A 19,737-nucleotide genomic window follows, 5' to 3' on the forward strand; every position below is an offset into this window, starting at 1 on the left:
GCAGCAAGCTGAGCGAAGCGCTAATCACGCGCCGATCACGCCCCCGTCGTCACGGCTGATGACCATCACCGATGAGCGCGGGTGCACACCAGGCTGGTGATCCGGGAAGGTCGAACCGCCCTCCTCACCAGGATGCTGAATACCGACAAACATCGTCTTGTAATCCGGCGAGAATGCCAGCCCGGTCACTTCGCAGCCTACCGGTCCGACCATGAACCGGCGGATCTCCCCCGTTTGAGGATCGGCGCACAGCATCTGGTTGTTACCCATACCGGCGTAGTCACCCTTGTTGCTGTACTTGCCATCGGTCTGGATCCACAGGCGACCACCACCGTCGAAGCCGACCCCATCCGGGCTGTTGAACATGTTGTCGGCGTTGATCGCCTGGCTGCCGGCTTGAGGCGTGCCGGCATGCACCACCGGATTGCCGGCGACCACAAACAGATCCCAAGCAAAGTCATGAGCCGCTGCGTCATCATCGTGCTCACGCCAGCGCAAGATTTGCCCGTACAAGTTGTTGGCGCGCGGGTTCGGCCCGCCCACCGGCTGGCCCTCTTCGCCACGCTTGCTGTTGTTGGTCAGGGTGCAATAAACCTGGCCGTCTTTCGGGCTGACAGTAATCCACTCAGGGCGATCCATCCGCGTGGCGCCGACCAGGGTCCCTGCCTGGCGAGCACGGATCACCACCTCGGCCTGGGTAGGGAAACCGCGTTCGGCGGTCAGGCCATTCTTGCCAGCCGTCAGCTCGATCCAGCGGCCGCGGCCTTTCGGGTGATCGGCATCGCCATCACCTTCATCGAAACGCGCCACATAGAGCGTGCCGTGGTCGAGCAGATGGCGATTGGCCTTGGCATTGCCGCGATCAAGACGGTCGCGCGTGACGAACTTGTAGATGAACTCACCGCGTTCGTCATCACCCATGTACACCACCACACGGCCGTCGCGGGTAGTGGTAAGGGCCGCGTTCTCGTGTTTGAAACGGCCTAGCGCGGTGCGCTTGATCGGCTTGGCCTGTGGGTCGAATGGATCGATTTCGACAATCCAGCCGTGGCGATTCAATTCGTTGGGCGTTTTGGCCAGATCGAAACGCGGGTCGAAACGATGCCATTCGTTTTCCGCACTGGCGTGCAGCACGCTGTAGCGCTTCTGGTCAGCGCTGAACTGCAAGCCCGCATCGCTACTGCCGAAGCAGTCGCTGAAGTTTTCTTCACACGTGAGGTAAGTGCCCCAGGGGGTCTGGCCACTGGAACAGTTTTGGAAGGTACCAAGCACCTCAATGCCAGCCGGATCGGCGACCGTCTTGAGAAGCTCGTGCCCGCGTGCCGGGCCGCTGACGTCGATTGGCAGGTTGCCATGCACGCGGCGGTTATAGGGCGAGCCCTGAACGAACGCCCAGCCATCGTTGCCGCGTCGGACTTCGATTACCGTCACGCCCTCGGCGTTCTGGGCCTTGCGCACGTCTTCGGCAGATTTCGGTAAACCACCGTGAGCCAGTAGATAACGGTAATTCACGTATTCGTTGTTGATGGCCATCAACGCGCGATCCGCATCGCCTGGCCAAGGGAAAAAACTCATGCCGTCGGTGTTATCACCAAACTGCTGCAGCTGTTCGGCTGCACTGTTGCTGCCGTCGCCCTTGAACGCCGGGCCGCCTGCATGCAATGGCTGCCCCCAGCTGATCAATTTGCGAAACGAGTAGCCCGGCGGAAGGGTAATCGTATCGGCGTTGGAGGCAGCCAGGTTGTTGAAACCCAGCAGTGGGCTGCCGCTGGCCGCGTGGATCGAGTCAGCCAGAACACTGCGCCCCAGCAAGCTGCCGCCGAGAAACAATGCCGCACCGGTCAGCGCGCCAGCACCGATAAAGCGTCGGCGGGATAAGGTCAGGCGTTCGAGGTCGGTCAATTGGTCGTCATGCATCACGGTGCTCCGGCGTTTTCTGATGCGCAGGACGCTAGGGCAACTACATGACGTTTGGATGACGATACCACTATCCACAGCAGACCTTGAAAATAAGATGGCTGATCGCAGTTGATCACAGTATCGGGGGGTTACCTTGTGGATAAACTGGTAGCGATCTGCTGCAAGCCCTGCAGTACGGCGGGTTTAGGATAGTGATCAAATATTAACCAACCAATACACTTACCCACACGCTATCTGGATAAACAGTTAAATTTTCTGTGGATAACATGACGAAAGCCAAGAAGCTCGGGCACTAGAAGGATCTGCGCATTTTTTGACCTGCTGATCATGAGTTGCGAGGTGCGTTTGCTGAAAATATGTGGATCGGTTATGAAATGCATCTTCACAGCTATTGATTCTCTCTAGCTCGCATCGAAGCCTGTGAATAAGTGGATAACTCTCTCCTGGTTTCAATACCACTGCCTAGGTGACCGCTCATGACCTTGAAAGGCCCCGTCATCACCACGATTCAACCCCTCGACAACCAGGATCAGATGCGTTACCAATATATGTAACGTATATGTTTCATATCAGGAGCGCTTGTGGGTATCGTTAATATAGATGATGAGCTACATGATCAGATCCGCCGCGCAAGCAGCGTGGCGTGCCGCTCGATCAATGCGCAGGCCGGGTTCTGGATACGCATTGGTATGCTTTGCGAAATGAACCCGACCCTCAGTTTCCAGCAAGTCATGGCCGCCGAACTGCAGGCGGCAGGTGTAACGTCGCCACACCTGGCTAATGCCTCATGATCAAGACCGCCCATGAGATCGAGCTAATGGCCGAGTCCGGGCGTCTCCTGGCATCGGTTTTTAGCTATCTCGACACGCTAGAACTGCTCGGCATGTCGACCCTGCAGGTTAACGACCTTGTGGATAACTTCATCGTCCGTGACCTGAACGCGCGCCCGTCGAGCAAGGGTCAGTACGGCTATGCCTATGCCCTCAATTCATCGCGCAATCAGGTGGTGTGCCATGGCGTCCCCAGCGCGGTGGACATTCTGCAAAGCGGCGATCTGGTGAACTTCGATATCACTCTGGAGAAAAACGGCTACATCGCCGACTCCAGCAAGACCTACCTGATTGGTAACGTGTCGGCAGAAGTAGAGAAGCTAGCGCGCGTCACCTACGAAGCGCTGTGGAAAGGTATCGACGTGGTGCGCCCCGGTGCTCGGCTGGGCGAAATCGGCTACGCCATCGAGCAGCACGCCCGCGCCCATGGCTACTCGGTGGTACGTGAGTATTGCGGCCACGGTATTGGCAAGCAGATGCATGAGCCTCCCGAGGTGCTGCATTGGGGCAAGGCCAAGAGCGGCCTCACGCTACGCGAAGGCATGGTGTTCACCATCGAGCCGATGATCAATCAGGGCCTGCCTGGCGTGCGCACGCTGCGCGATGGCTGGACGGTGGTCACCCGCGATGGCCAGCTGTCGGCACAGTTCGAACACACCGTGGCGGTAACCGCCGAGGGTGTTCGGGTATTGACGCTGCGCCCCGAAGAGCAACAGCGGGTCGAGGCCAATCAGGCATAAAAAAGCCCGCCTCGGAAGGCGGGCTTTTCATGGCTCCAAGCGCTCAGCCTGTCACTCGACAGTGACCGACTTGGCCAAGTTACGCGGCTGGTCGACATCCGTGCCGCGCAGCACGGCCACGTGGTACGACAGCAGCTGCAGCGGCAGGGTGTAGAGAATCGGTGCCAGCGCGTCGTGGATGTGCGGCATGTTCACCACGTGAGTGCCCTCGCCGTTGCTCATGCCAGCCTGCTCGTCAGCGAATACCAGCAGCTCGCCGCCACGGGCCCGCACCACCTGAAGGTTGGACTTGAGCTTGTCGAGCAGCTCGTTATTCGGCGCAATGGTGACCACCGGCATGTCAGCGTCCACCAGGGCCAGCGGGCCGTGTTTCAGCTCACCGGCCGGGTAAGCTTCGGCGTGGATGTAGGAGATTTCCTTGAGCTTGAGTGCCCCCTCCATCGCCACCGGGTACTGAGCACCGCGGCCCAGGAACAGGGTGTGGTGCTTCTCGGCGAACAGCTCGGAGACCTTCTCGACGATCTTGTCCATGGCCAGTGCTTCGTCCAAGCGAGCAGGCAGACGACGCAGCTCCTCGACCAGTTCAGCCGCGACGCCATCCTCCAGAGTGCCTTTGACTTGGCCGAGAGCCAGAGTCAGCAGCATCAGGCCAACCAGCTGAGTGGTGAAGGCTTTGGTGGACGCGACACCGATCTCGGGACCGGCGTGGGTCAGCAGGGTCAGGTCGGATTCGCGCACCAGCGAGCTGATGCCGACGTTGCAGATCGCCAGGCTGGCCAGGTAGCCGCCGTCGGCCTTGGCGTTGCGCAGCGCGGCCAGGGTATCGGCAGTCTCGCCCGACTGGGAGATGCTGACGAACAGGGTATCCGGCTGCACCGCTACGCGGCGATAGCGGAACTCGCTGGCCACTTCGACCTGGCAAGGGATACCCGCCAGCCCTTCGAGCCAGTAACGGGCAACCATGCCGGCGTGGTAGCTGGTGCCGCAGGCGACGATCTGCACGTTGCTCACCTTGGCGAACAGCTCGGCTGCTTGAGGGCCGAAGGCCTGCACCAGCACATGATCGCTGCCCAGACGGCCTTCCAGGGTGCGCTGCACGACGGTGGGCTGTTCGTGGATCTCCTTGAGCATGAAATGGCGGAACGCACCCTTGTCGGCTGCGTCGGCGCCTTCGTGGTATTGCACCACTTCACGCTGCACCTCGTTGCCGTTGGCATCCCAGATCTGCACGCTGTCGCGCCCGATCTCGGCGATGTCGCCCTCTTCGAGGTACATGAAGCGGTCGGTGACTTGGCGCAGGGCAAGCTGGTCAGAGGCGAGGAAGTTTTCGCCCAGGCCCAGGCCTACTACCAGTGGGCTGCCACTGCGGGCGGCGAGCAGGCGATCGGGGTTGGCTGCGCTGATCACCGCCAGGCCGTAGGCACCCTGCAACTGCTTGACCACCGCCTTCAGCGCGTCAGCGAGATCACTGTGCGCTTTCAGGGTGTGATCGAGCAGGTGCACGATGACTTCGGTGTCAGTATCGGAGCTGAAGTGATAACCCAGGCCCTGAAGGCGCTCGCGCAATGGGCCATGGTTTTCGATGATGCCGTTGTGCACCACGGCCAACTGGTCACCTGAGAAGTGCGGGTGGGCGTTGTTTTCGGTCGGCACGCCGTGGGTGGCCCAGCGGGTGTGCGCGATGCCCAGGCGGCCCGGCAGCGGTTCGCTGTTCAGCGCGCTTTCAAGCTCGCTGACCTTGCCGACACGGCGGCGACGCTGCAGCGTACCCAGGTCATCGACCAGCGCTACGCCGGCGCTGTCGTAGCCGCGGTACTCAAGGCGCTTGAGGCCCTCGACCAGCACAGCGGTGATATTACGTTCGGCAATGGCGCCTACGATGCCACACATAGCGTTCTCCTCAGGTAGCGTCAGCAACCGCACAGATCAGCTGGATCCCGCGGGCCAAGAGTTGGTCACGCGCCTCGTCAGTGAGGCGCTCGTCAGTAATCAGGGTGTGCACGCTGCTCCAGGGCAGCTCGAGATTGGGAATACGCCGGCCGATCTTGTCGCTCTCGACCATGACGATCACCTCACGGGCCACTTCGGCCATCACCCGCGACAGACCCAGCAATTCATTGAAGGTGGTGGTACCGCGCTGCAGGTCGATGCCATCGGCCCCGATAAACAGCTGGTCGAAATCATAGGAGCGCAACACCTGCTCGGCGACCTGGCCCTGGAAGGAGTCGGAATGCGGGTCCCAGGTGCCGCCAGTCATCAGCAGTACCGGTTCGTGTTCGATGTCGCGCAGGGCATTGGCCACATTCAGCGAGTTGGTCATCACCACCAGCCCCGGTTTGCGGCCCAGCTCGGGAATCATCGCGGCGGTGGTAGTGCCGCTGTCGATGATGATCCGGGCGTGCTCGCGAATTCGCGCGACACCTGCGCGGGCAATCGCTTGCTTATAGCGGGAAATCGGCTGCGCGCTGTCGACGATCAATTCCTGTGGCAGCGGTACTGCGCCACCATAGCGGCGCAGCAACAGACCGTTGGTCTCCAAGGCTGCCAGATCCTTGCGAATGGTCACTTCCGAGGTCCCAAAACGCTTGGCCAACGCATCCACACTCACCTCGCCCTGCTCGGCAAGCAAGGCAAGGATGGTATGGCGACGTTGCGGTGTGTTGCGTTTCGACATGCTTAAGTTTCGATTCGAAAGATAACGACGCGAATCAAAACCTAATGAAGCCCTGGCGTCAAGCTGTAACGACGCGAAAACTTATCCACAGAACGAGCTGTGACGTGCTCAGGACCAATGGATAAATGCGCTACTTCTGTTTTTTGGTCGGGCGCTGCCAGCCTTCGATATTGCGCTGCCGGCCACGGGCGACGGCCAGGTTATGGGCCGGGACATCATGGGTAATGGTCGAGCCAGCTGCCGTATTGGAGCCCGCGCCGATATCCACTGGGGCTATCAGTGAGTTATTGGAGCCGATAAACACATCTTCGCCAATTGAGGTCTGGTGCTTATTGGCACCATCGTAGTTGACGGTAATTGTGCCGGCACCGATGTTGGTGCGCGCGCCGATGACAGTGTCCCCCAGGTAGGTGAGGTGACCCGCCTTCACGCCCTCACCCAGCACGGCGTTCTTCAGCTCCACGAAGTTACCCACATGGGCCTTGGTGCCCAACACGCTGCCAGGGCGCAGGCGAGCGAACGGACCGCAATCAGCAGCTTCACCCATCTCGGCACCATCCAGGTGGCTGTTGGCTTTGACGATGGCTCCCTTACGCAGCGTGCTGTCCTTGATCACGCAGTTCGGGCCGATCTGTACATCATCTTCGATGACCACACGGCCTTCCAGGATCACGTTGATGTCGATCGTCACGTCGCGGCCCACGCTGACCTCACCGCGCACATCGAAACGCGCCGGGTCGATCAGGGTCACGCCCTGCGCCATCAAACGGCGTGCGGCGCGGTATTGATAGTGGCGCTCGAGCTGAGACAGCTGGATGCGATCATTGGCGCCCAGTACTTCCATCTCGTCAGCCGCGCGTTCGGTGGCCACCACCAGGCCGTCGGCGACCGCCATGGCAATCACGTCGGTGAGGTAGTACTCGCCCTGGGCGTTGCTGTTGGACAGCCGCCCCAGCCAGTCGGCCAGGCGGTTACCCGGTACGGCGAGAATGCCGGTATTGCCTTCACGGATCTGCCGCTGGGCGTCGCTGGCGTCCTTGTGCTCGACGATGGCCTGGACCACACCCTGCGCGTCTCGGACGATGCGCCCATAGCCGGTCGGGTCGGCCAGCTCGACGGTGAGCAGCCCAAGCTGATCGTCGTTGACCAAGGCCAGCAGGCGCTGCAGGGTTGCAGCTTCGATCAGCGGGACGTCGCCATAGAGGATCAGCACGGTGTCGGCGCCAAGCTGCGGCAGTGCTTGGGCGACTGCGTGACCGGTGCCCAGTTGCTCGGCCTGAATGACGAAATTCAGGTCGTCGGCCGCCAGTCGCTCGCGTACCTTTTCGGCGCCATGGCCGATCACTACCTGAACGCTCTGTGGCTGCAGCGTGCGGGCGGTGTCGATGACGTGACCGAGCATGGATTTCCCGGCTACCGGGTGCAGTACCTTTGGCAGCGCGGAGCGCATGCGGGTGCCTTGGCCGGCGGCGAGGATGACGATATCGAGAGACATGGCGGGCGGTTCCTTGGCAATCCCGACGCACGAGTCGTACGGGAAATAAAACGGCAGAAAAGCAAAAGGGTAGCCAAGGCTACCCTTTTACCAAGCAACGATGAAGCCCAGTGGTATCAGCTACCGCCGAACTTCTTGCGCATTTGCTGGACGGTGCGCAGCTGAGCTGCAGCCTCGGCCAGACGAGCAGCGGCAGAACCGTAGTCGAACTCGGAACCTTGCTCGCTCAGTGCTTTCTCGGCAGCCTTGACGGCTTCCTGAGCAGAGGCTTCGTCGAGGTCGGCAGCACGTTGCACGGTATCGGCAAGTACCTTGACCATGCTCGGCTGCACTTCGAGGAAGCCACCAGAGATGTAGAACACCTCGGTGTCGCCACCCTGCTTGACCAGACGAATCGGGCCCGGCTTGAGGTCGGTGATCAGCGGCGCGTGGCCTGGGGAAATCCCCAGATCACCCAGGTTGCCGTGGGCGATCACCATTTCGACCAGACCGGAGAAGATCTCGCCTTCTGCGCTGACGATGTCGCAATGGACTGTCATAGCCATATCTAGCCTCACGTAAGCGCCCGTTGCCGGGCGCACGGGTGATTACAGTTTCTTCGCTTTCTCGATGGCTTCTTCGATGCCGCCGACCATGTAGAACGCCTGCTCCGGCAGGTGATCGTAATCACCTTTGAGGATGCCGCTGAAACCAGCGATGGTGTCCTTCAGGGAAACGTACTTGCCTGGCGAACCAGTGAAGACTTCGGCCACGAAGAACGGCTGGGACAGGAAGCGCTGGATCTTACGAGCACGGGATACCAGCTGCTTGTCTTCTTCCGACAGTTCGTCCATGCCGAGGATCGCGATGATGTCCTTCAGCTCTTTGTAGCGCTGCAGCACGTACTGAACGCCGCGAGCGGTGTCGTAGTGCTCCTGGCCAATCACGTTCGGGTCCAGCTGGCGCGATGTCGAGTCGAGTGGATCGACCGCTGGGTAGATACCCAGGGAAGCGATGTCACGGGACAGTACGACAGTGGCGTCCAAGTGGGCGAAGGTGGTCGCCGGGCTTGGGTCGGTCAAGTCATCCGCAGGTACGTAGACGGCCTGGATCGAGGTGATCGAACCGGTCTTGGTCGAAGTAATACGCTCTTGCAGAACGCCCATTTCTTCGGCCAGGGTCGGCTGGTAACCCACGGCGGACGGCATACGGCCGAGCAGTGCGGATACTTCGGTACCGGCCAGGGTGTAGCGGTAGATGTTGTCCACGAAGAACAGAACATCACGGCCTTCGTCACGGAACTTCTCGGCCATGGTCAGGCCGGTCAGTGCTACGCGCAAACGGTTGCCTGGTGGCTCGTTCATCTGACCGTAGACCAGGGCTACCTTGTCGAGAACGTTGGAATCCTTCATCTCGTGGTAGAAGTCGTTACCCTCACGAGTACGCTCACCCACACCGGCGAACACGGAATAACCGCTGTGCTCGATGGCGATGTTACGGATCAGCTCCATCATGTTTACGGTCTTGCCGACACCGGCACCACCGAACAGACCGACTTTACCGCCCTTGGCGAACGGGCAAACCAGGTCGATAACCTTGATGCCAGTTTCCAGCAGCTCGTTGGAGCCTGCCTGTTCGGCGTAGGTCGGCGCAGGACGGTGAATGCCCCAACGCTCTTCTTCGCCAATCGGGCCCGCTTCGTCGATCGGGTTGCCCAGTACGTCCATGATGCGGCCCAGGGTTTTCACCCCGACCGGTACCTGGATGCCTGCGCCAGTGCTTTCAACGTCCAGGCCGCGTTTCAGGCCTTCGGTCGAACCCATCGCAATGGTACGCACCACGCCGTCGCCCAGCTGCTGCTGAACTTCCAGAGTGGTTTCGGCGCCGACTACTTTCAGCGCTTCATAAACACTCGGCACCTTGTCACGCGCGAATTCCACGTCGATGACGGCGCCGATGATTTGAACGATACGTCCGCTACTCATCTTTGGTTCCTCTGAATATTTGAACCGTTAAACCGCGGCAGCGCCGCCGACGATTTCCGAAATTTCCTGGGTGATCGCTGCCTGACGTGCCTTGTTGTAAACCAACTGCAGGTCTTTGATGATGTCGCCAGCGTTGTCGGTGGCGTTCTTCATCGCAATCATCCGCGCGGCCTGTTCGGCTGCGTTGTTCTCGACCACTGCCTGGTACACCTGCGATTCCACGTAGCGAACCATCAGCCCGTCAAGCAGCTGCTTGGCGTCGGGTTCGTACAGGTAATCCCAGTGGTGTTTCAGCTCCTGATCCGAATCGGCCACCAGTGGAATCAACTGCTCCACGGTCGGCTTCTGGGTCATGGTATTGATGAACTTGTTGGAAACCACGGACAAACGGTCGATGCGCCCTTCCAGGTAAGCATCGAGCATCACCTTGACGCTGCCGATCAGATCATTGATCGACGGCTCTTCGCCAAGATGGCTGATCGCAGCGACGACGTTGCCACCAAAGTTGCGGAAGAATGCCGCGCCTTTGCTGCCAACCACGCAGAGATCGATCTCCACGCCGCGCTCGCGGTTTGCCGACATGTCCTTGACCAGGGCCTTGAACAGGTTGGTATTCAAGCCACCGCACAGACCACGGTCCGAACTCACCACCACATAACCGACGCGCTTTACTTCGCGTTCGATCATGAACGGGTGACGGTATTCCGGGTTGGCGTTGGCTAAATGACCAATTACCTGGCGGATACGCTCCGCGTAGGGACGGCTAGCTGACATGCGCTGTTGTGCCTTGCGCATCTTGCTGACCGCCACCTTTTCCATGGCGCTGGTGATCTTCTGCGTGCTTTTGATGCTCGCAATCTTGCTGCGAATCTCTTTTGCGCCTGCCATTTCACACCTATCGGGTTAGCAGGCGGGCGCCGTTGGGCGCCCGCTGCGGCTTACCAGGTTTGGGTGGCTTTGAACTTCTCGATACCGGCTTTCAGCTGGCCATCGATGTCGTCATTGAAGTCACCCTTCTCGTTGATCTTCGCCATCAGAGCGGCGTGATCACGGTTGAAGAAGGCGATCAAAGCCTGCTCGAAGCTGATGATCTTGGCGACTTCGATGTCGGTCAGGAAACCACGCTCAGCGGCATACAGCGACAGCGCCATGTCCGCGATGGACATCGGAGCGTATTGCTTCTGCTTCATCAGCTCGGTAACGCGCTGACCATGCTCAAGCTGCTTGCGGGTGGCTTCGTCCAGGTCAGAAGCGAACTGGGCAAATGCCGCCAGTTCACGGTACTGAGCCAGAGCGGTACGGATACCACCGGAGAGCTTCTTGATGATCTTGGTCTGCGCAGCACCACCCACACGGGATACCGAGATACCGGCGTTGACGGCCGGACGGATACCCGAGTTGAACATGGCCGATTCCAGGAAGATCTGACCGTCGGTGATCGAAATCACGTTGGTCGGAACGAACGCGGAAACGTCGCCAGCCTGGGTTTCGATGATTGGCAGAGCGGTCAAAGAACCGGTTTTGCCAGTCACTGCGCCATTGGTGAACTTCTCGACGTAGTCTTCGGAAACGCGCGAAGCACGCTCCAGCAGACGGCTGTGGAGATAGAACACGTCGCCTGGATAGGCTTCACGGCCTGGCGGACGGCGCAGCAGCAGGGAGATCTGACGGTAAGCAACGGCCTGCTTGGACAGGTCGTCGTACACGATCAGCGCATCTTCACCGCGGTCACGGAAGTATTCGCCCATGGTGCAGCCGGCATAAGGTGCCAGGAACTGCAGTGCAGCGGATTCAGAAGCCGAAGCAGCCACCACGATGGTGTTGGCCAGGGCACCGGACTCTTCCAGCTTGCGTACCACGTTGGCGATGGTCGATTGCTTCTGACCGATGGCTACGTAGACGCAGAAGATGCCGCTGTTCTTCTGGTTGATGATGGCGTCGACGGCCAGAGCAGTCTTACCGATCTGACGGTCACCGATGATCAGCTCACGCTGGCCACGGCCTACCGGGATCATGGCATCGACCGACTTGTAGCCAGTCTGTACCGGCTGGTCGACCGACTTACGCCAGATCACACCCGGTGCAACCTTTTCAACGGCGTCGGTGGCTTGAGCGTTGATCGGGCCTTTGCCATCGATCGGGTTGCCCAGTGCGTCAACAACGCGGCCCAGCAATTCCGGACCAACCGGAACTTCCAGGATGCGGCCAGTGCACTTGGCGCTCATGCCTTCGGCGAGGGTGGTATAGGCACCCAGCACAACAGCACCGACGGAGTCTTGCTCCAGGTTCAGTGCCATACCGTAGACGCTACCCGGAAACTCGATCATTTCGCCGTACATGACGTCGGCGAGACCGTGAATACGCACGATACCGTCAGACACGCTGACGATAGTGCCTTCGTTTCGGGCTTGGGAAGAGACGTCGAGTTTCTCGATACGTCCCTTGATGATTTCACTAATTTCGGAAGGATTGAGTTGCTGCATAGCTCTGCTGCCCCTTCAAACTCAAGATTTCAATGCTTCGGCCAGCTTCGCGATTTTGCCGCGAACTGAGCCATCGATAACCAAGTCGCCGGCGCGGATTACGACACCACCGATCAGGGTGGAGTCCTCCGCAGCATGCAGGCGCACTTCCCGGCCGAGCCGTGCACTGAGAACCTTGGCGAGTTTGTCTTGCTGTTCATCGCTCAATGCGAAGGCACTGGTGACATCTACGTCGATCGACTTCTCCTGTTCGGCCTTGTACAGCTCGAACAGCGAGTAGATTTCCGGCAACAAGGCCAGACGATCGTTCTCTGCGACAACGTGGATGAAATTGCGTACCTGGGCGTCGAACTTGTCACCACACACCTCGACGAAGGTGGTGGCCTTGTCTGTACTCGTCAAACGCGGGGCCTTGAACACGCGCTGCAGGGTGGCGTCCTGAGACACCTCCGCTGCCAGGCCGAGCATGGCTGACCAAGAGGCCAGCTGCTGGTGAGCCTGGGCGTATTCGAAGGCCGCCTTGGCGTAAGGTCGGGCCAACGTGGTCAGTTCTGCCATGATCGCGCCCTCGCTTAAATTTCGGCGGCCAGTTTGGAAACCAGCTCCGCATGCGCGTTTTGGTCGATGGATGCGCCCAGGATCTTCTCGGCACCGCCGACAGCCAGAGCACCCACTTGGGCACGCAGCGCGTCTTTGATGCTGTTGATTTCCTGTTCGATCTCGGCCTGAGCCTGAGCCTTCACACGGTCAGCTTCGACGCGAGCCTGTTCACGGGCCTCGTCAACAATCTGAGTACCGCGTTTCTTGGCTTGCTCAATAATCTCAGCAGCCTGGGTTTTGGCTTCGCGCAGTTGCTGACCCGCTTTCTCTTGGGCCAACTCCAGGTCACGAGCCGCACGACTGGCAGCATCCAGACCTTCAGCAATCTTCTTCTGACGTTCTTGCAAAGCCGCAATGACCGGAGGCCACACGAACTTCATGCAGAACAGCACGAAGATGAAGAAGGCAACGGACTGGCCAATCAGGGTTGCATTAATGTTCACGCCAACACCTCGCTCGTTCGTTGTCCATCACACCAATCAACTCGAAAATTCGAGTGATTAGCCAGCGATTTGACCAACGAAGGGGTTCGCGAAGGTGAAGAACAGTGCGATACCAACACCGATCATGGTCACGGCGTCGAGCAGGCCGGCGACGATGAACATTTTCACTTGCAGCATCGGAACCATTTCCGGCTGACGCGCAGCGCCTTCCAGGAACTTGCCGCCCAGCAGGCCGAAGCCAATGGCGGTACCCAGAGCGCCCAGGCCAATCAGCAGTGCAACAGCGATCGCGGTCAGACCAACTACAGTTTCCATCTTTCCTCCCGACTTTTTACGTCGTATTGGTTAAGGTTTTTCTAAGGGTAAAGCGGTAAAGCAAAACCGGTGTTTCCAGTGCCCTTGCGGGCGTTCCAGCCGAAGCTGGATCCATCAACAGCGCCGCACATCCAGCCAGCAAGGCAGTGGGTGCGCGTCACGCTATCAATGGCTGTCTTCGTGCGCCATCGACAGGTAGACGATGGTCAGCATCATGAAGATGAAGGCCTGCAGCGTGATGATGATCAGGTGGAAGACTGCCCAGGCCCACTGCAGAACGCCTGCCAGTGCTGCCAACAGAATGCCGCCGCCGAACATGACCGCGATGAGGATGAAGATCAGCTCGCCGGCATACAGGTTGCCGAACAGACGCAGTGCCAGGGAAATTGGCTTGGCGATCAGGGTCACGAACTCGAGGAGCAAGTTGACCGGGATCAGCAGAATCTTTACGAAGATGTTCTTGGCGCTGAACGGGTGCAGGGTCAGTTCGCCGAGGAAGCCGCCGATGCCCTTGACCTTGATGCTGTAGAAAATGATCAGCGCGAACACCGACAGGGCCATGCCCAGGGTAGCGTTCGGGTCAGTGGTCGGAACGGCGCGGAAGAACAGGTGCTCGTCACCAGCGATCTTGGCGGCAGCCATCGGAATCCAGTCCACTGGCACCAGGTCCATCAGGTTCATCAGGAAGATCCAGACGAAGATGGTCAGGGCCAGCGGTGCGATCAGTGCGTTGCGACCGTGAAAGGTGTCCTTGACGCTGCCGTCGACGAACTCGACCAGCACTTCGACAAAGTTCTGCAGACCGCCAGGCTGGCCCGAGGTAGCGCGCGAGGCGGCTGCCTTGAACAGCAGGATGAAGATCAGGCCCAGCACCACCGAGATACCCAGGGTATCCAGGTGAAACGCCCAGAAGCCCATTTCTTTGGCTTCTTCAGCGGAGTGGGCGAAACCCCAGCCATTCACCGGGTGCTGACCATAGGTCAGGTTCTGCAAGTGATGCTGGATATAACCCGAAGCGGTTTCTGCAGCTGCCATAAATCCCTCAAACGCTCTAAGGCTTTAAAAGTTATCTCTTCATCAGCAAGGGTGCGAACCAGTTGACCAATTGGGTCAGCAGGAAAGCGCCGAACAAGGCCAGCGCATCCAAAGGCTTCACACCTGCAAACACCAGCGCAAAAAGCACTGCTGTCAGAACCAGTTTCCCGGCCTCGCCGGCGTAGAACGACCGCACGATGGCCTGGGCCGCCCGCGCTCCGGAAAACCGGAATGCCTTGTGGGCGAAGTACACGTTTGGCAGCCAGGCAATCAGGCCGCCGCAAAAGCTGGAGTAACCAGCAACAACGCCCCGCCATTGCCAACACGCAACGGCGAGTACAAGTACCACGATCATCTGAGCCATGAGCACCGGAAAAACCGGAAGGCGATGGAAGGGCAGGCGTTTTGGCGCGCGAAAATCCATCTAATTACCCAGGGTGGCCCTCATGACATCGGCGCAAGAATAATCAATGCCTTGGCATAGTTTATGCCGCCGAAATGCGCGCAGAGTATAGGGGCGCTTCCCACCCCATTCAACTGCTCGAAAGTCTTTTCGGGCTAGCCCTGCGACTGCAATTGTTTCAGCGGATGTGAGCGAGGACACCCTGCAGTTCATCAAGGGAGTTATAGCGGATGACCAGCTGGCCTTTACCCTTCTGACCATGCTTGATCTGCACCGGAGAGCCCAGGCGTTCAGCCAGACGCTGTTCGAGCCGGCTGATGTCCGGATCACTCTTGGTGACCGCAGCCGGCTTCTCCTGAGTGCTCAACCACTGCCGCACCAAGGCCTCGGTCTGACGAACGGTCAGGCCTCGTGCGACAACGTGTCGCGCACCCTCGGTCTGCTGTTCGGCCGGCAAACCCAGCAGTGCGCGGGCATGGCCCATTTCCAGATCGCCGTGAGAAAGCAGGGTTTTCACCTCTTCAGGCAGGGCGATGAGGCGCAGCAGGTTGGTGATGGTCACCCGCGATTTGCCAACGGCTTCGGCGACCTGCTGCTGGGTCAGCTGGAACTCTTGCTGCAGGCGCTGCAACGCCATGGCTTCTTCGATCGGATTGAGGTCTTCGCGCTGGATGTTCTCGATCAGCGCCATGGCGATGGCCGCTTCGTCCGGCAGGTCGCGTACCAATGCAGGAATTCGCTCCAGGCCAGCCTGCTGGGTGGCTCGCCAGCGTCGCTCACCGGCGACGATCTCGAAGCGGCCTTCAGCGATCGGGCGCACCACGATGGGCTGCATCACGCCATGGGTTTTGATCGACTGAGCCAGCTCTTCGAGGGCAGTGACATCCATATCGCGGCGCGGCTGGTATTTGCCGCGCTGGATCAGGTCAAGCGGCAGGTGTTGCAATTCACGGGTGTCGACCTTGACCGCTTCTTCTTCCAGGGCCTCGACGCTGGAACCTCCCAACAGGGCGTCCAGGCCTCGTCCCAGCCCACGTTTTTTGGCGGCCATGCACAGATTCCTTATACGTTTGCGGTGTGGCGGTTCGCACGCTGACGGCGAACCAATTCACCTGCCAGCGCCAGATAGGCGAGCGCGCCTCGAGATTGCTTGTCGTAAACCAGCGCAGGCATGCCGAAGCTCGGCGCTTCAGCCAGACGCACGTTACGCGGGATCACGGTTTGATAGAGCGTCTCAGGGAAATGTTCCTTGAGCTGCGCCGATACATCGTTGGTCAGGCTGATACGCGGGTCATACATGGTGCGCAGCAGCCCTTCGATCTTCAATGACGGATTGAGCAGCTTGCCGATACGCTGAATGCTGTTGACCAAGTCGCTCAGCCCTTCGAGAGCGTAGTACTCGCACTGCATGGGAATGATCACCCCATCGGCGGCGACCAAGGCGTTGATGGTCAGCATCGACAGCGCCGGCGGGCAATCGATGAGGATGTAATCGTAGTTCTCGCGGATCGGCGCCAGGGCGTTACGCAGGCGGTTTTCCTTGGTCTGCATTTCCAGCAGGGCAACTTCTGCAGCCGTCAGATCGCGGTTGGCAGGCAGCAGCTGATAACCGCCGTGTTCGGAGAACTGCATGGCGTCGACCAGGTTGCAGTCACCGACCAGCACATCGTAAATCGAATGCTCCAGCGTCAGCTTATCCACACCGCTGCCGGTAGTGGCGTTGCCCTGCGGGTCGAGGTCGATCAGCAGCACGTGGCGCTTGGTTGCTACCAGGGAGGCTGCCAGATTGATGCAGGTGGTGGTTTTGCCCACACCGCCCTTCTGGTTGGCGATCGCGAATACTTTTGCCATGTTGCCGTGCCCCTTAAACCGAACGTCGCAGTATCAACAGATGGCGCTGGCCTTGGCAACCGGGAACCTTGAGCACGTGCGTGCCAGTGAGACGAAAGTCCGCCGGCAGCGCCTGCAGCTCGTCATCCGGGTGTACGCCCTTCATCGCCAACCACTGGGTTTGGCCATCACCGAGGTGGCGTGTCCAAGTAGCGAAATCTTCCAGCGAGCTGAAGGCCCGGGAACAGATACCGTTGAATGGCTGCGCCGGCGTAAATCCCTCTACCCGGCTGTGGATAACTTCCAGGTTGGCCAACTTCAGCTCAAGCTTCACTTGGGTCAGAAAGCGGGTTTTCTTGCCGTTGGAGTCGAGCAAGGTGAAGCGCCGCTCGGGAAACAGAATGGCCAGGGGAATACCCGGCATGCCGCCACCGCTCCCGACATCCAACCAGTTATCCCCAGCCTCTGCCACGAACGGCACGACACTGAGGCTATCGAGCAGATGCCGTGACACCATCTCGTCGGGATCACGCACCGCGGTCAGGTTGTAAGCCTTGTTCCACTTGATCAGCAACGCCAGGTAGGCGAGCAGCTGTTCGTGTTGCTGCTCGTTCAGGCTGACGCCCAGTTCGCGAGCACCTTGCTGCAGTTCTTCGGCATGACGGGAGGTAACGGCGGACATCAGGCGGGCTGCTCCAGCTGGCGACCGGCGCCACGTTTCTTCAAGTGAATCAGCAACAGGGAAATCGCTGCGGGCGTGACGCCGGGAATACGGGACGCCTGGCCCAGCGTCTGCGGCCTGGCAGCGCCGAGCTTGTGCTGGATTTCCTTGGACAGCCCTGAAATCGTCACGTAGTCGATGTCCACAGGCAGCTCGGTCTGCTCACTGGCGCGCAGGCGAGCGATCTCGTCCTGCTGCCGGTCGATGTAGCCGGCGTACTTGGTCTTGATCTCGACCTGCTCAGCTACCTGCGGGTCCTGCGCACCGTCGCCGGTTACGTCGATGAGGCCGGCATAATCGATCTCCGGACGCGACAGCAAGTTGAGCAGGTTGTATTCATGGGTCAGCGGCGTGCCAAAGCGCGCGACGATGGCCTCGCCCTGAGGCGTGTTGGGGCGAACCCAGGTGGTTTTCAGGCGCTGTTCTTCCAGGGCGATACCTTCACGCTTGGCCTCGAATGCTGCCCAGCGTTGATCGTCCACCAGGCCCAGTTCGCGGCCCTTCTCGGTCAAGCGCAGATCGGCATTGTCCTCACGCAGGATTAGCCGGTACTCGGCGCGCGACGTGAACATGCGGTAGGGCTCCTGGGTGCCCAGGGTGATCAGATCGTCGACCAGTACACCGATGTAGGCTTCGTCGCGGCGCGGGCACCAGGCGTCTTTGCCCTGGGCGCGCAACGCAGCGTTGGCACCCGCCAGCAAGCCTTGGGCACCGGCTTCTTCGTAACCGGTGGTGCCATTGATCTGACCCGCAAAGAACAGACCGCCGATGACCTTGGTCTCCAGGCTGTACTTGAGATCTCGGGGATCGAAGTAGTCGTACTCGATGGCATAACCGGGACGCACGATATGGGCGTTCTCCATCCCGCGGATGCTCTGCACGACCTGCAATTGCACATCGAACGGCAGCGAGGTGGAAATGCCGTTGGGATACAGCTCGTGGGTGGTCAGGCCTTCCGGCTCGATGAACACCTGATGGCTATCCTTGTCGGCAAAGCGGTGGATCTTGTCTTCGATCGATGGGCAGTAACGCGGCCCCACCCCTTCGATGATCCCGGAATACATCGGCGACCGATCAAGATTGGCGGCGATGATTTCGTGGGTGCGAGCGTTGGTATGAGTAATCCAGCAGCTCACCTGGCGCGGGTGCTGTTGCTGGTTACCCATGAACGACATCACCGGAATCGGCGTATCACCTGGCTGCTCGGTCATCAGGGTGAAATCTACAGAGCGCCCATCGATACGCGGTGGCGTGCCGGTTTTGAGGCGACCAACGCGCAGCGGCAATTCACGCATGCGTTTGGCCAGCGCGTTCGATGGCGGATCACCGGCACGGCCGCCGGAATAGTTCTGCATGCCAATGTGGATAAGTCCGCCCAGGAAGGTGCCCGTCGTCAGCACGACGGAGTCCGCGAAAAAGCGCAGCCCCATCTGAGTGACCACGCCTTTGACTTCGTCCTGCTCGACGATCAGGTCGTCTGCAGCCTGCTGGAATATCCACAGGTTGGGCTGGTTTTCCAATATCTCGCGTACTGCTGCCTTGTACAGAATGCGATCAGCCTGGGCGCGTGTAGCACGCACTGCCGGACCTTTGCGGCTGTTGAGCACGCGGAACTGGATACCACCCATGTCGGTAGCGATTGCCATCGCGCCACCGAGGGCGTCGATTTCCTTGACCAAGTGGCTCTTGCCGATGCCGCCAATCGCCGGGTTGCAGCTCATTTGCCCGAGGGTTTCCACGTTGTGGGTCAGCAGCAGGGTTTTCACGCCCATGCGCGCCGCTGCAAGCGCGGCCTCGGTACCGGCATGGCCGCCGCCGATGACGATCACCTGAAAACGGGAAGGGAAATTCACCACGCACCTCGTGCCTGTTGAGAAGGGAGCTTTAGTTGGAAAGCGGGAAAGGGCAGCAAGTATAGGGACTTAGCAGGGTTGAAAGAAGCCTTTTGCACAAAAAATAGCCAGTTGCTCACCTATCCGGGGTCGTGCGGTTGATTTCCGCTTCATCTTGTCCACACCCAGGCAGGCGCTGAACTCGTTTGGGAATAAATAAAATAGAAAAGAATGATTTTTTTAAAAGGCTTGTTTTTATGTTTATAAATGGTGACCCACATTTCTGTGGATAGATTGATACAAGCCAATAAATACGGGGTATGCAGCGATGTATCAAAGCGGGACTATCCTGGGCTGCGGGTGTTAGATAGCGGTGATCACCCTGTGGGTAACAGTGCTAGTTATTCACAGGGCGGTTTATCCCGAGGTTTGTCACCGGGTTATAGGCATAG

At 59.5% G+C, this 19,737-nt stretch carries 19 protein-coding genes; 2 read left to right on the forward strand and 17 right to left on the reverse strand.

Annotated features, from left to right (window positions below):
• Positions 1 to 24: 24 nt before the first annotated feature.
• Complete coding sequence (locus BLS60_RS20440; RefSeq protein ID WP_092371806.1) at positions 25 to 1,917, reverse strand: PhoX family protein; 1,893 nt, start codon at positions 1,915 to 1,917, stop codon at positions 25 to 27.
• A 584-nt stretch (positions 1,918 to 2,501) separates the two neighbouring features.
• Here BLS60_RS20440 and BLS60_RS20445 point away from each other — a divergent pair.
• The gene (locus tag BLS60_RS20445; protein ID WP_092371808.1) at positions 2,502 to 2,711 is read left to right on the forward strand and encodes a ParD-like family protein; all 210 of its coding nucleotides are present in this window, start codon (positions 2,502 to 2,504) and stop codon (positions 2,709 to 2,711) included.
• Positions 2,708 to 3,490, forward strand: a complete 783-nt coding sequence (map, locus tag BLS60_RS20450; protein ID WP_092371810.1) for a type I methionyl aminopeptidase — start codon at positions 2,708 to 2,710, stop codon at positions 3,488 to 3,490. The genes BLS60_RS20445 and map overlap by 4 nt, the downstream gene beginning before the upstream one ends.
• Positions 3,491 to 3,541: 51 nt before the next feature.
• Here the strand turns inward: map and glmS are convergent, their stop codons facing one another.
• From glmS to mnmG, 16 genes are all read right to left on the reverse strand, one after another.
• Entirely contained in the window at positions 3,542 to 5,380 is a 1,839-nt protein-coding gene (gene glmS / locus BLS60_RS20455; RefSeq protein WP_092371811.1) for a glutamine--fructose-6-phosphate transaminase (isomerizing), read from the reverse strand.
• 10 nt (positions 5,381 to 5,390) lie between these two features.
• Positions 5,391 to 6,164: a DeoR/GlpR family DNA-binding transcription regulator gene (locus BLS60_RS20460; protein ID WP_092371813.1), complete on the reverse strand. Its 774-nt coding sequence runs from the start codon at positions 6,162 to 6,164 to the stop codon at positions 5,391 to 5,393.
• Between the two features lie 130 nt (positions 6,165 to 6,294).
• Positions 6,295 to 7,659, reverse strand: coding sequence for a bifunctional UDP-N-acetylglucosamine diphosphorylase/glucosamine-1-phosphate N-acetyltransferase GlmU (glmU, locus tag BLS60_RS20465; RefSeq protein WP_092371815.1), 1,365 nt, complete (start codon positions 7,657 to 7,659; stop codon positions 6,295 to 6,297).
• 116 nt (positions 7,660 to 7,775) lie between these two features.
• Positions 7,776 to 8,204: a F0F1 ATP synthase subunit epsilon gene (locus BLS60_RS20470; RefSeq protein ID WP_070882398.1), complete on the reverse strand. Its 429-nt coding sequence runs from the start codon at positions 8,202 to 8,204 to the stop codon at positions 7,776 to 7,778.
• Positions 8,205 to 8,246: 42 nt separating this feature from the next.
• Positions 8,247 to 9,623, reverse strand: coding sequence for a F0F1 ATP synthase subunit beta (gene atpD, locus BLS60_RS20475; RefSeq protein WP_070882399.1), 1,377 nt, complete (start codon positions 9,621 to 9,623; stop codon positions 8,247 to 8,249).
• A 27-nt stretch (positions 9,624 to 9,650) separates the two neighbouring features.
• Positions 9,651 to 10,511, reverse strand: a complete 861-nt coding sequence (gene atpG, locus BLS60_RS20480) for a F0F1 ATP synthase subunit gamma (RefSeq protein WP_070882400.1) — start codon at positions 10,509 to 10,511, stop codon at positions 9,651 to 9,653.
• Between the two features lie 50 nt (positions 10,512 to 10,561).
• Complete coding sequence (atpA, locus tag BLS60_RS20485; protein WP_070882401.1) at positions 10,562 to 12,106, reverse strand: F0F1 ATP synthase subunit alpha; 1,545 nt, start codon at positions 12,104 to 12,106, stop codon at positions 10,562 to 10,564.
• Between the two features lie 21 nt (positions 12,107 to 12,127).
• Positions 12,128 to 12,664 (reverse strand): F0F1 ATP synthase subunit delta, encoded by a 537-nt coding sequence (locus tag BLS60_RS20490; RefSeq protein WP_070882402.1) that lies wholly within the window; start codon positions 12,662 to 12,664, stop codon positions 12,128 to 12,130.
• Positions 12,665 to 12,678: 14 nt separating this feature from the next.
• Positions 12,679 to 13,149, reverse strand: coding sequence for a F0F1 ATP synthase subunit B (locus BLS60_RS20495; RefSeq protein ID WP_070882403.1), 471 nt, complete (start codon positions 13,147 to 13,149; stop codon positions 12,679 to 12,681).
• A gap of 57 nt (positions 13,150 to 13,206) precedes the next feature.
• Positions 13,207 to 13,464, reverse strand: coding sequence for a F0F1 ATP synthase subunit C (gene atpE, locus BLS60_RS20500; protein WP_003097235.1), 258 nt, complete (start codon positions 13,462 to 13,464; stop codon positions 13,207 to 13,209).
• Positions 13,465 to 13,629: 165 nt separating this feature from the next.
• Complete coding sequence (atpB, locus tag BLS60_RS20505) at positions 13,630 to 14,499, reverse strand: F0F1 ATP synthase subunit A (protein ID WP_092371816.1); 870 nt, start codon at positions 14,497 to 14,499, stop codon at positions 13,630 to 13,632.
• Between the two features lie 31 nt (positions 14,500 to 14,530).
• Positions 14,531 to 14,923: a F0F1 ATP synthase subunit I gene (locus BLS60_RS20510; protein ID WP_092371818.1), complete on the reverse strand. Its 393-nt coding sequence runs from the start codon at positions 14,921 to 14,923 to the stop codon at positions 14,531 to 14,533.
• Between the two features lie 157 nt (positions 14,924 to 15,080).
• The gene (locus BLS60_RS20515; RefSeq protein WP_092371820.1) at positions 15,081 to 15,953 is read right to left on the reverse strand and encodes a ParB/RepB/Spo0J family partition protein; all 873 of its coding nucleotides are present in this window, start codon (positions 15,951 to 15,953) and stop codon (positions 15,081 to 15,083) included.
• An 11-nt stretch (positions 15,954 to 15,964) separates the two neighbouring features.
• Complete coding sequence (locus BLS60_RS20520; protein WP_092371822.1) at positions 15,965 to 16,753, reverse strand: ParA family protein; 789 nt, start codon at positions 16,751 to 16,753, stop codon at positions 15,965 to 15,967.
• 13 nt (positions 16,754 to 16,766) lie between these two features.
• The gene (gene rsmG, locus BLS60_RS20525; protein WP_092371823.1) at positions 16,767 to 17,414 is read right to left on the reverse strand and encodes a 16S rRNA (guanine(527)-N(7))-methyltransferase RsmG; all 648 of its coding nucleotides are present in this window, start codon (positions 17,412 to 17,414) and stop codon (positions 16,767 to 16,769) included.
• Positions 17,414 to 19,306 (reverse strand): tRNA uridine-5-carboxymethylaminomethyl(34) synthesis enzyme MnmG, encoded by a 1,893-nt coding sequence (gene mnmG, locus BLS60_RS20530; RefSeq protein WP_092371825.1) that lies wholly within the window; start codon positions 19,304 to 19,306, stop codon positions 17,414 to 17,416. Before mnmG ends, rsmG begins: the two co-directional genes overlap by 1 nt.
• Between the last annotated feature and the right edge of the window lie 431 nt (positions 19,307 to 19,737).

It is taken from the genome of Phytopseudomonas seleniipraecipitans, from assembly GCF_900102335.1.
Lineage (GTDB): Bacteria > Pseudomonadota > Gammaproteobacteria > Pseudomonadales > Pseudomonadaceae > Aquipseudomonas > Aquipseudomonas seleniipraecipitans.